Source organism: Legionella erythra (assembly GCF_001467615.1).
Classification (GTDB): Bacteria; Pseudomonadota; Gammaproteobacteria; order Legionellales; family Legionellaceae; genus Legionella_C; species Legionella_C erythra.
On record NZ_LNYA01000028.1, the window covers coordinates 40625 to 53413 of the forward strand.

Consider the following 12789-nt stretch of genomic DNA (forward strand, 5'->3'; position numbering starts at 1 on the left):
TCTGCGTTGATGTTATTTTTGCATCTTTATTTGTCATCCCCCGCGCAGGCGGGGGAGCCATTGCATTTGTGACTTTAGGGAACTTGCCGCAGTTTTTCGCCGGTGTAGAGCTGGCGGGGTCTGCCGATTTTGGATTTGCTGGCGACCATTTCCATCCAGTGTGACATCCAGCCGACTGTTCTTGCCAGGGCGAAAATCACGGTGTACATGTTGGTTGGAATGCCAATCGCGCTTAAGGTGATGCCAGAGTAGAAGTCCACGTTCGGGTAGAGTTTCTTCTCGACAAAGTATTCATCTTCCAGTGCGATGCGCTCAAGTTCCATAGCCAGCTTGAAAATGGGAGCATCGTGGGCGCCAACGGCCTCAAGAACCTTATGGCAGGTTTCCCGCATCACTTTGGCGCGAGGGTCATAGCTTCTATAAACGCGATGACCAAATCCCATCAGACGGAATGGATCATCCTTGTCTTTGGCCCGTTTAATGTAATGATTAATGTTTTTAATATCGCCGATTTCCTTGAGCATATTGAGGCATGCTTCATTGGCGCCGCCATGCGCAGGCCCCCAAAGAGCGCCAATACCCGCTGAAATACAGGCAAAGGGATTGGCTCCGGTAGAACCAGCCAATCGGACGGTGGAGGTCGATGCATTCTGCTCATGATCGGCATGCAGGATAAAAATTTTGTCCATGGCATCGACAATGGTGGGATTCGGCACGTAGTTTTCCGAAGGGACGCCAAACATCATGTGCAGAAAATTCTCAGCGTAGGACATTTTATTTTGGGGGTACATGTAAGGCTGCCCCACAGAATATTTGTAGCTCATCGCGGCTAAAGTCGGCATTTTGGCTATCAGACGGATAGCGGAAATGTAACGATCATGCTGATTGGTTAAATCCATGGATTCATGGTAAAAAGCCGACAAGGCTCCGACTATACCCACCATAATCGCCATGGGATGTGCGTCGCGGCGGAAGCCGTCTAAAAAGCGGTACATTTGCTGATGAACCATGGTGTGGTTATTAATCAGGCTGACAAAGCTCTTTTTTTCATCCGCTGTGGGTAATTCACCGTTCATTAATAAATAGCTGACATCCAGGAAGTCTTTTTTCTCAGCCAGTTGTTCAATGGGGTAGCCGCGATAGAGAAGGACACCTTCGTCGCCGTCAATGTAGGTTATTTTTGACTCGCAGGATGCTGTAGAAACAAAGCCAGGGTCATAGGTGAACGCCCCCACTGATCCCAATTTTTGAATATCGATTACATCCTTTCCCAGAGTTGGCGTATAGACCGGTAACTCAACGGGGGGATGTCCGTCAAGAATCAGTTGTGCGGTTTTTGTTGTCATTATGTCTCCTTGGTGCTTGGCTTCTTAAGCCTCACGCTTACATCAGTTGCGAAACTATATTAAAACGTATCTTCACAGTCAATTTATCATTGCATTAAATCTTTACAAAAATGATTGAGTATGAAGCGGCCCGACTTTTTTCACAAGTCGTTCTCCTTTAATCATAACATCAAGGGCTATTTTTGCCTGTTAACGGATAAAAATAGTAAAAAATCGGACCTTCATCATGGTCCTGGCCACCTGCCGGATTCAAATAAAGACTGACTTATGGTATTCTTACACGTTAAATTGAGTGACGTAGCAGACCGGCCAGAAGGAAAGTTTATCTTCCTATGGTCATTTATTCGATGATTGCATAAGGACGCCTCCAAGCCATGGTTTATTTAGCCAAAGAAGTCATACCAGTCAATATTGAAGATGAACTGAAACAATCCTACCTGGATTACGCCATGAGCGTCATAGTCGGGCGAGCGCTGCCGGATGTTCGCGATGGCCTGAAGCCGGTTCACCGCCGTGTATTGTATGCCATGAGCGAATTGGGTAATGATTGGAACAAGCCTTACAAAAAATCTGCCCGTGTGGTGGGGGATGTTATCGGTAAATACCATCCTCACGGCGACACAGCGGTGTATGATACCATCGTCCGCATGGCCCAGCCTTTCTCCATGCGCTACCTGCTTATAGACGGGCAGGGTAACTTCGGTTCCGTCGATGGCGATTCTGCCGCCGCCATGCGATATACCGAGGTCAGGATGTCAAAAGTAGCCCATGCTCTGTTGGCAGACCTCGATAAAGAAACGGTGGATTTTAGCCCTAACTACGATGAATCCGAGTTTGCGCCAGTGGTTTTACCTTCCCGCGTGCCCAACCTTCTGGTTAATGGCTCCTCAGGAATTGCGGTAGGTATGGCCACGAATATTCCGCCTCATAACCTCACTGAAGTCATCAATGCCTGTATCGCGCTGATTGAAGATCCGGAGTTAAGCGTTGATGATCTGATGAATTATATCCCCGGCCCTGATTTTCCAACGGCAGCCATCATCAATGGCAAGGCGGGAATTGTCCAGGCTTACCGCACCGGCCGCGGGCGAATCCTCATCCGTGCCCGCACCGACATTGAAACTGAATCCCAGTCCGGGCGTCAGGCCATTATTATTAATGAGTTGCCTTATCAGGTAAATAAGGCGCGGCTTGTTGAAAAAATAGCCGAATTGGTCCGTGAAAAGAAATTGGAAGGCATTTCTGGCTTAAGGGACGAATCCGATAAATCGGGGATGCGCGTCGTTATTGAGCTTAAACGTGGCGAGGTACCTGAAGTCATCCTCAATAACCTGTATGCTCATACCCAGATGCAGAATGTTTTTGGTATTAACATGGTGGCCCTGGTCGATGGCCAGCCCCGCACGTTAAACCTTAAGCAGGTTCTCGAATATTTTATCAGGCATCGCCGTGAAGTCGTAACCCGCCGAACAATTTTTGAATTGAAGAAAGCTCGAAACCGTGCGCATATCCTTGAGGGTTTGGGCATTGCTCTGGCTAATATTGATGAAATGATTGATTTAATCAAAAAGTCACCAACTCCGCAGGACGCTAAAGAGCGGCTGATGGAGCGGACCTGGAGTCCAGGACTTGTGAAAGCCATGCTGGATAGCGCCGGCAGCGATGCGTGCCGGCCCGATGATCTCGATCCTGGCTTTGGTCTTTTGCCTGACGGCTACCGTCTGTCTGCCAATCAGGCGCAGGCAATTCTTGAATTACGATTGCATCGCTTAACTGCGCTTGAGCAAGACAAAATTATTGATGAATTCAAGCAATTACTTCAGGAAATTAAAGCGCTGCTTAATATTCTCGCTTCGCCTGAGCGGTTAATGGAAGTCATTCGCGACGAGTTCGTTGAGATAAAAAGCCAGTTTGGCGACGAGCGACGTACAGAAATTACTGCTTCTCAGGAAGACATTACGCTTGAAGATTTAATCACGGAAGAGGACGTGGTAGTGACCTTGTCTCACCAGGGGTATGTCAAATACCAGCCTATCTCGGCCTATCAGGCCCAGCGTCGCGGCGGCAAAGGCAAGTCGGCGACTAATGTTAAAGATGAAGATTTCATTGAACGCTTAATTATCGCCAGTACCCATGATACCCTGCTGTGTTTTTCCAACCACGGTAAATTATACTGGCTGAAAGCCTATCAATTGCCGCTGGCAAGTCGTATTTCCCGAGGCAAACCCATTGTTAACATTCTGCCTCTGGCCGAAGATGAAGCCATTAATGCCATGTTGCCGGTGCGGGAATACCAGGAAGGGTATTTCGTCTTCATGGCTACCCGGCACGGTACGGTCAAAAAAGTACCGCTTGAAGCGTTCAGCCGGCCGCGCTCCACTGGCATCATTGCGGTTGATCTGGATAGCGACGATCGTTTGGTTGGTGTTGATATCACCGATGGCAGCAAAGACATCATGTTGTTTACCGATGCGGGTAAAGTCATCCGTTTTGATGAAAAGCTGGTAAGACCCATGGGGCGCACTGCCCGCGGCGTGCGCGGCATCCGCCTTGCGGAAGATCAATCTGTTATCTCCCTGGTCGTCGCCAAGCCTGAAGGGACTATTCTGACAGCAACCGAAAAAGGCTATGGCAAACGGACGGATGTTGGTGAATATCGGGTTTCAGGCCGTGGCGGTCAGGGCGTTATTTCTATTCAGGTCAATGAACGCAATGGCAAAGTGGTTCGTGCCCTGCAAGTGGATGAAGGGGATGAAGTCATGCTGATTACTGATCAAGGTACTCTGGTCCGCTTCCGAGTCAAGGAATTGTCAATTATTGGCCGTAACACCCAGGGCGTTCGTTTGATTAACGTCAGTGCGGGTGAGCATGTTGTTGGCATGCAGCGCATTGAAGAAATCAATGGCGATGTCGAACAGGACGAAGATGTCGCAGAGCCGGGTGAAGAGGTAGAAGAAAACAGCAATGACTAGAGGTTATAATTTTGGCGCCGGGCCTGCGATGTTGCCCGAGTCCCTATTGATTGAAGCGCAAAATGAATTGCTCGATTGGCAGGGTACCGGGATGTCGGTGATGGAGGTCGGTCATCGCACCCAGGAGTTTGATACCCTAATGAAGCGAGCGGAAAGTAATTTGCGCGAGCTCATCAGGATCCCCGATAATTACCATGTCCTTTTTATGGGCGGGGCTGCCCGGACGCAATTTGCAGTCATTCCCATGAATTTTTTAGGTAAAAAGCAATTTGGTGGCTACCTGGTGACAGGAATCTGGTCTGAATTTGCCTTTGACGAGGCCAAAAAGCTCAAGGCAGCTTACTGTGTCACTTCAGGTAAAGCCGAAGGATTTACCTGTATCCCTTCACCCGATCAATGGGATATTAAAAAAGACAGTACTTACATTTACTATACACCGAATGAGACGGTTAACGGTATTCGCCTGCCTGCGCCACCCAAAACCAACGGCATCCCCCTTATCGCCGACATGACTTCCTGTCTGCTGAGTGAACCGATTAATGTGGCTGATTATGATTTAATTTTTGCTGGTGCCCAAAAAAACATTGCCAACTCCGGTTTGACTCTGGTTATCATCAGTCATCGCCTGCTTGAATCTATTCATGACTCGGCAATACCGACCATGCTGGACTATCGTACGTACTCAGCAAGTCATTCTCTTTATGCAACCCCCCCAACGTTTAACTGCTACATGGCGGATAAAATGTTCCAGTGGATCCTGAATGAGGGTGGGGTTGAGGTGTTGTATCAGCGCAATTTGGAAAAAGCGAAACGGCTCTACAGCTACATTGATTCGTCCGACTTTTATCAGTGCAAAATTGACCCCGCTTACCGGTCTATTGTCAATGTCTGCTTTTCTTTAACTCACAGCGCGTTAGAAGAATTGTTTTTGACTGAGGCAAAAACCCGCGGCCTCCTGGCTTTAAAAGGGCATCGCTTTGTCGGTGGCTTGCGCGCCAGCATGTATAATTCCATGCCCATGGCCGGAGTCGATGCCCTGATTCAATTCATGCGTGATTTTGCTGAGGAACATCCGATATGAGTGCTTTACATTTTATGAGTAAGCCGGTTACTGCCCTGACAGGGGATATTACCGTTCCTGGCGATAAATCCATTTCCCACCGTGCCATTATCCTCGGCGCCATTGCTCAGGGTACGACCACCGTCAGCGGTTTTCTGGAAGGCCATGACTGCATGGCCACCCTCAAGGCATTTCAGGCTATGGGGGTTCGTATTGAAGGACCTGTTTCGCGTCGAGTGGTCATTCATGGCGTAGGCAAATACGGCTTAAAAAAGCCGGAAAAACCCATCGATTGCGGTAATTCAGGCACTAGCATGCGCCTGCTGGCTGGTATTCTTGCAGCCCAAGCGTTTGATTCTGAACTGGATGGGGACGACAGTTTAAGAAAACGACCCATGGAGCGCGTCAGCCGGCCCTTGATGCAAATGGGTGCTGATTTAGTGACCACGGAAGGAAAACCGCCGGTTTATATCCGCGGCGGTCAACAACTGCGCGGCATTCATTATGAAATGCCTGAAGCCAGCGCCCAGGTAAAATCCTGCCTGTTGCTGGCTGGATTGTATGCCGAGGGAGAAACCACGGTGGTCGAGACGGGACATACCCGCGATCATACCGAGCGCATGCTGACGACCTTTTCCTACCCGATACAAAAGCTTGAAAGCGGCATCACCGTCAACTCCGAAAGCGAGTGCATTGGTTGCGACATTATTGTTCCCGGTGATATTTCTTCCGCCGCCTTTTTTATTGTGGCGGCTTCAATTATCCCGGGCTCCGACCTCATCATCCGTAATGTCGGGATTAATCCCACGCGCACGGGTATTATCCAAATATTGGACATGATGGGTGCTAATATTACTATGACAAATAAACGTTTATGCGGTGAAGAACCCGTGGCTGATTTGCATGTAAAATATGCACCGCTGGAAGGAATTGATATCCCCACGGCCCTTGTGCCTCTGGCTATTGATGAATTTCCCGTTATTTTTATTGCAGCAGCCTGTGCCAATGGCCAAACCAGGCTTCATGGCGCTAAAGAATTGCGGGTGAAAGAAAGTGACCGCATTGGCGCCATGGTGGAAGGATTGCAGCGCCTGGGTGTAGATGCCCAGGGTTTTGAAGACGGGGTCTTCATAAAAGGTGGAAAAATATCAGGTGGTGAAGTGAACAGTTTTAATGATCATCGTATTGCCATGGCGTTCGCCATTGCTGGCGCTGTCGCCGAAGGGCCAGTGACGGTAAGGCATTGTGCGAATGTGGCAACTTCGTTTCCGGATTTTGTTAAAACATCCCGCGCCATCCGCATGTCGATTGAGGAATATGTTGATGAAATGCAATAAAATGGTTCCAGTTATTACGATTGATGGACCGAGCGGTACGGGGAAAGGCACGATTTGTCATATGCTGGCTAATCATTTGAATTGGCATGTGCTCGATAGCGGCGCTATTTATCGGGTTCTTGCTTATGCCTTAAGAAAAAATCGAATTGATTTTAATCAGATTCAGGATATAGTAAAGTTAGCTCATTCGCTGGATGTGCGATTTGAAACGGACCCTCATCAGCAGAGCCGGGTTATTCTTGATGGTGAGGATGTCTATAATCAATTGCGCTCCGAACAGTGCGGTCAGGATGCTTCCGTCATTGCCGCTATCCCTCAAGTCAGGGAAGCGCTTCTGCAGCGTCAGCGTGCTTTTGCCCAACCGCCGGGTCTGGTTACAGATGGTCGAGATATGGGCACTGTGATTTTCCCGGATGCGGTTTTGAAGATTTATCTGGATGCTTCAGCGGAAGAACGAGCCGCCAGACGATATTTTCAGTTGAAAGAAAAGGGAATTGATGTTAGCCTCGCGCAGGTTGTTGATGAATTGGCTAAACGCGATGCGCGGGATACACAGCGCTCGCATGCGCCCCTCAAACCTGCACCGGATGCAGTGAGGATTGATACAACTGGATTAACGATTGTACAAGTGTTCGATAATGTTTTAAAATTAATCGGACACCATTCGTTTTTTCGCTGAAAATGCGAACAAGGGGGGAAGTTGAGTGGATTTCATGCTTCCATTATTTTACTAAAGAGTTAATTAAACATGTCTGAAAGTTTCAAAGAATTATTTGAGCAAAGTATCGTTGGTGCTCAATTTTATCCTGGCGCAATAATCACCGCAAAAGTAATCGATATCGATGATGATTTCGTCACACTCAATGCTGGCTTAAAATCCGAAGGGATAGTCGCTGTTGAAGAATTCCAGGACAAGAACGGTGAATTGGAAGTCCATGTCGGTGATATGGTCGAAGTGGCTTTGGATTCTGTGGAAGACGGCTACGGCGAAACCCTGCTGTCCCGCGAAAAGGCCAAACGTCAGGAAGCCTGGCGTAAATTGTCCAAGTGCCATGAAAACAACGATACAGTAACCGGCTTGATTTCTGGCAAGGTTAAAGGTGGTTTCACTGTTGAAATCGGTACAATCCGTGCATTCCTGCCAGGTTCTTTGGTTGATGTCAGACCTGTCCGTGATCCATCCTACCTCGAAGGCAAAGAGCTTGAGTTTAAAGTAATCAAAATGGATCTGAAGCGAAACAACATTGTTGTTTCCCGACGAGCTGTTGTCGAAGAAGAAAGCAGTGCTGATCGTCAAGCCCTGCTGGAATCGCTGCATGACGGCCAAGTATTGAATGGTATTGTGAAAAATCTGACTGACTACGGTGCCTTCATTGACCTGGGCGGTATTGACGGTCTGCTCCATATCACCGATATCTCCTGGAAGCGCGTCAAGCATCCTAGCGAAGTGTTGTCTGTCGGCCAGGACGTTAAAGTGAAAGTATTGAGCTTTGACAGCGAGCGTAACCGTGTCTCCTTGGGCATGAAGCAATTGGGCAATGATCCCTGGGTTGATCTGGTTGAACGTTATCCTGTCGGTAAAAAGTTACAGGGTAAGGTAACCAACATCACAGATTACGGCTGCTTCGTTGAAATCGAAGAGGGCGTTGAAGGACTGGTTCATATGTCTGAAATGGATTGGACCAACAAAAACGTTCATCCCAGCAAAGTGGTCTCTATGGGTGATATGGTTGATGTCATGGTTCTTGAAATTGATGAAGAACGACGCCGTATTTCTCTGGGTATGAAGCAGTGTGTTGGCAACCCCTGGCACCAGTTCGCTCAAACCCATAGCAAGGGTCAAAAAGTTACCGGTAAAATCCGCTCAATCACTGATTTTGGTATTTTCATCGGTCTGGATGGCGAAATCGATGGTCTGGTTCACTTGTCTGACATTTCCTGGAATACCCCAGGCGAAGAAGCGGTCAAGCAGTTCAAGAAAGGTCAGGAACTCGAAGCCGTTATTCTCGCTATTGATGCTGAGCGTGAGCGCATTTCCTTAGGTCTTAAACAACTGGAAGGTGATAACTTCACCAGCTACGTTGAAGAAAATGCCAAGGGCGCCATTGTCAAGGGTAAAGTCATTGCCGTTGATTCAAAAACAGTTACTGTTGAATTAATGCAGGATGTGATTGGAACCATTCGTGCCAACGAATTATCCGAAGACAAAGTTGATGATGCGACCACTTTCTTTAAAGAAGGCGATGATGTTGAGGCGAAAATTGTCAATGTTGACAAGAAAAACCGTACCATCTCCCTGTCTATTAAAGCAAAAGACGCACAAGACCAGGCTGAAGCAATCAAGAAATACTCACGTAGCGGCGAAATGGCCTCCACGACTCTGGGTGATCTCTTGAAAGAAAAGATGGCCAGTAAAGATGTTGAATAGACATCGGTAAGAAAAAAAAGCGTAGTTTACTACGCTTTTTTTTGTGATTGACTTAGAGCACTTCATTTGAAATACCATGGGAAGACGGCTAAACACGGGGTCTTTATTGACGTGTTTCAGCGTCAAAGCGTATGTAAAAGCGTATAAGGATAAATGCAATGCGTCTTTTGATGATATTGTTTTATTTGTTATTAATTTTGGTTGGTGTGAGCTTTGCGGCGCTAAATGCCAGTTCCGTCGAAGTGAATTTTTATGTGACCACGATGACCATGCCCATTTCCATTTTAATGACAATCATGCTCGGAATAGGTATTCTGATTGGCTTCCTCATCTTTCTATTGCGCTACTGGCGACTTAAGCGCGAGTTAGCCAGAGTAAGAAACCAGTTACGTCTGACGGAAAAAGAAATTAAAAATTTAAGGGATATACCATTAAAAGATCAACATTGAAGCGACGATTTGACAGCGTTTCAGAAATTAAGATAAAACCGCCCCGTTGTGATGATTTCAATCAATTGATTATTCGTCATGGAGACCGTTGATGATTAATTTATGGCCATTGTTATTGCCGGCCGCGGCTTGGTCAGGCTGGTGGGTTGCTAATCGAAGCTTTGCCGGCAAAGAGTCGAAAGCGGGAAACCGCTTATCACGAGAATATGTTGTTGGTCTTAATTATTTGTTGGATGAACAACCCGATAAAGCGGTTGACGTGTTCATCAAACTGCTTGAAGTAGACAGCGAAACGGTTGAAACCCATCTGGCGCTTGGCAGCTTATTTCGACGCCGAGGCGAAGTCGATCGTGCCATCCGCATTCATCAAAATTTGATTGCCCGACCGCAGTTGAGCATGGTGGAACGAAAAGAAGCCCTCATGGCGTTAGGCCAGGATTACATGAGCGCTGGCGTGTTTGATCGCGCAGAGCGTATTTTTCTTGAGGTGGTTGAGCTGGGTGGGGCGCGTGAAACCTCCAGTCTGCAAGGGCTGCTCGCTATTTATCAACAGGAGAAATCCTGGGAAAACGCGCTGGATGTCATTAAAAAACTGGAACTATCAACTGGACAGAGCATGCACATGCAGGCTGCTCATTATTATTGTGAGATTGCCACCCAGGCTTTAAAGGCGAATGCTTTGGAAAAGGCACAGAATGCCATCAAGCAAGCGTTATTGATTGATAAACTGTCCGTTCGCGGCAGTTTGATGCAGGCATTGTTCGACATGGAGCAGGGTCGTTTCAAACAGGCAATCCGTTCATTAAAACGAGTTCCGCAGCAAGACCCTGAATTTTTGAGTGAAATCATTGAACCGCTGGTTGTTTGCCACCGCCATTTGGATTGCATGAATGAATGCGTAGATTATTTGGCAGATACCCTCAAAGACCATCCTCGCGCATCCACTATTTTTGTGATTGGGGATTATCTGCGCAAGGAAAAAAACATGGATGCCGCCATTGATTTTGTTTCAGAGCAATTGAGCACTTACCCATCAATTAAGGGGCTCAACCGCCTGATTTGCTGGCATCTTGAAACAGCCCATGGCAAAGTGCGGGACAAACTGCAAATGCTTTACGACATTACCAGCAAGTTTCTTGATAATAAACCCATTTATCGCTGTACTCAGTGTGGATTTGGCGGTAAACACTTACATTGGCATTGCCCAAGTTGTAAGCAGTGGGGTAGAATGAAGCCTGTTCATGGATTAGAGGGAGATTAGGTTTATCCTGATTTCTGGTTTAAATCGCTTTTAACGAGAACATTATGCAATTTATCGACCTGAAAAAGCAGTATCAATTAATCGAAACCGACGTGTTAAACAGTATTAAAAAGGTACTGGATCATGGCCAATACATCATGGGACCGGAGATTGGTCTCCTGGAGCGTCAACTGGCTGATTTTGTCGGTACCCGCCATGCCATTGTCAATGCCAGCGGCACAGACGCCCTGCTCATGGCGCTTTTAGCGCTTGAAATCGGACCTGGCGATGAAGTGATTACCAGCCCATTCAGTTTTTTTGCAACAGCAGAAGTCATTGCTTTATGCCAGGCCAAACCTGTTTTTGTTGATATTGATCCTGCGACTTATAATCTTGATGTTAAAAAGCTGGAAGCGGCGATTACGCCAAACACCAAAGCGATTATGCCAGTCAGCCTCTATGGCCAAACGGCAGATATGGCAGCAATCAATCTGATTGCCAAAAAATATGGTTTACCGGTTATTGAAGACGCCGCACAAAGTTTTGGCGCCACTCAAAACGGGCATTATTCCTGTGCGTTATCCACCATCGGATGCACAAGTTTCTTCCCATCCAAGCCCTTGGGCGGGTATGGTGATTCCGGGGCCTGTTTTACCGATGATGATATTCTCGCCGAGCGCCTGATTGAAATTCGCATCCATGGCCAGAATGCCCGTTACTGTCATCGCCGCATTGGGATCAATGGCCGTATGGATACCATACAGGCGGCTATCCTGATTGAAAAAATGAAGCTGTTTCCAAAAGAAATCGAACAGCGTCAACAAGTGGCTGAACGTTATATCCATCTATTGAACGGAATTGCACAAACGCCAGTCATTAAAGCAGGCAATACCAGTGTTTATGCCCAGTTCACCATTGAAGTACCACACCGTGAACAGTTCCAGAAAGAAATGCAAATTTTGGGCATCCCAACGGCAGTGCATTACCCGGTTGCCATGCATGAGCAGGAAGCGCTTCAGTATTTAGGCTACAAAACTGGTGATTTCCCGTGTGCGGAGGCCGCCAGTAAGCGGGTTGTAAGCCTGCCGATGCACCCTTATTTGACGCTCGAAGAGCAAAACAGGGTCGTTGATGCAGTTAAAAAATGTATAGCTTCAGCCGTTGAAGTCGCCTGATGACCACTGAGCTGATTGTCGCTCTTGATTTTCATCATGAGGCTGATGCATTAAAGCTGATTGAAAAAATTAATCCAGCTCACTGCGCCCTTAAAGTCGGCAGTGAACTGTTTACCCTGCTTGGCCCTTCATTTGTCAGAAAGCTGGTTAATCAACAGTTTAAGGTTTTTCTGGATCTGAAATTTCACGATATTCCCAACACGGTCGCGCGTGCCTGCATGGCCGCTGCCGAAATGGGAGTCTGGATGATGAACCTTCATGCCTCTGGCGGTTTGGCGATGATGCGTGCTGCCAAAAATACACTGGATGGCCTCAGCAAGGATAAACCCCTGCTGATTGCAGTCACCGTGTTAACCAGCATGAATTCCCTGCAATTGCCAGAAATAGGCATTGACACGTCCATAGCCAATCAGGTGAACCGCTTGGCTCACCTCGCGCATCAGGCCGAGTTGGATGGTGTGGTGTGCTCAGCTCTGGAAGCGCCTATAGTCAAGCAGTTATGCGGCACTGACTTTTTAACCATAACGCCCGGAATCCGTCTCCCAGGTGATGATGCTGATGATCAATCCCGAATCGTAACGCCTAAGGATGCGTTCATGATGGGCAGCGATTACCTGGTCATGGGACGCTCCATCACCCGATCACCCAATCCAGAACAGGTAATCGCCAATATCCTGGCCTCCTTGTCCGAATAAATGACACGTGTCTTATTAACAGACACGTGTATCGTTTAATAAACTCCATCTGCCTTATTCAATTCTGCAATGATTTATGTTAGTTAT

Annotated in this window: 10 protein-coding genes; 9 read left to right on the plus strand and 1 reads right to left on the minus strand. The window is 47.4% G+C overall.

Annotation, left to right across the window (positions count from 1 at the left end):
* Positions 1-74 precede the first annotated feature (74 nt).
* A complete protein-coding gene (gene gltA, locus Lery_RS09005; protein WP_058526930.1) occupies positions 75-1346 on the minus strand; it encodes a citrate synthase in 1272 nt (423 codons plus the stop codon).
* 374 nt (positions 1347-1720) lie between these two features.
* On the opposite strand from gltA, the gene gyrA reads away from it, so the two are divergent.
* The 9 genes from gyrA (at position 1721) to pyrF (ending at position 12702) form a co-directional block, all read left to right on the plus strand.
* Positions 1721-4318, plus strand: coding sequence for a DNA gyrase subunit A (gene gyrA, locus Lery_RS09010; RefSeq protein WP_058526931.1), 2598 nt, complete (start codon positions 1721-1723; stop codon positions 4316-4318).
* On the plus strand, positions 4311-5399 hold the full coding sequence (gene serC, locus Lery_RS09015; RefSeq protein ID WP_058526932.1) for a 3-phosphoserine/phosphohydroxythreonine transaminase: 1089 nt from the start codon (positions 4311-4313) through the stop codon (positions 5397-5399). Before gyrA ends, serC begins: the two co-directional genes overlap by 8 nt.
* Positions 5396-6715, plus strand: coding sequence for a 3-phosphoshikimate 1-carboxyvinyltransferase (aroA, locus tag Lery_RS09020; protein ID WP_058526933.1), 1320 nt, complete (start codon positions 5396-5398; stop codon positions 6713-6715). The genes serC and aroA overlap by 4 nt, the downstream gene beginning before the upstream one ends.
* Complete coding sequence (gene cmk, locus Lery_RS09025; protein WP_058526934.1) at positions 6702-7394, plus strand: (d)CMP kinase; 693 nt, start codon at positions 6702-6704, stop codon at positions 7392-7394. The genes aroA and cmk overlap by 14 nt, the downstream gene beginning before the upstream one ends.
* A gap of 69 nt (positions 7395-7463) precedes the next feature.
* Positions 7464-9143 (plus strand): 30S ribosomal protein S1, encoded by a 1680-nt coding sequence (rpsA, locus tag Lery_RS09030; RefSeq protein ID WP_058526935.1) that lies wholly within the window; start codon positions 7464-7466, stop codon positions 9141-9143.
* 158 nt (positions 9144-9301) lie between these two features.
* Positions 9302-9592, plus strand: coding sequence for a lipopolysaccharide assembly protein LapA domain-containing protein (locus tag Lery_RS09035; RefSeq protein ID WP_058526936.1), 291 nt, complete (start codon positions 9302-9304; stop codon positions 9590-9592).
* A gap of 91 nt (positions 9593-9683) precedes the next feature.
* Positions 9684-10853, plus strand: a complete 1170-nt coding sequence (gene lapB / locus Lery_RS09040) for a lipopolysaccharide assembly protein LapB (RefSeq protein WP_058526937.1) — start codon at positions 9684-9686, stop codon at positions 10851-10853.
* Between the two features lie 44 nt (positions 10854-10897).
* The gene (locus Lery_RS09045) at positions 10898-12007 is read left to right on the plus strand and encodes a DegT/DnrJ/EryC1/StrS family aminotransferase (protein ID WP_058526938.1); all 1110 of its coding nucleotides are present in this window, start codon (positions 10898-10900) and stop codon (positions 12005-12007) included.
* The gene (pyrF, locus tag Lery_RS09050; RefSeq protein WP_058526939.1) at positions 12007-12702 is read left to right on the plus strand and encodes an orotidine-5'-phosphate decarboxylase; all 696 of its coding nucleotides are present in this window, start codon (positions 12007-12009) and stop codon (positions 12700-12702) included. Before Lery_RS09045 ends, pyrF begins: the two co-directional genes overlap by 1 nt.
* Positions 12703-12789: the final 87 nt, after the last annotated feature.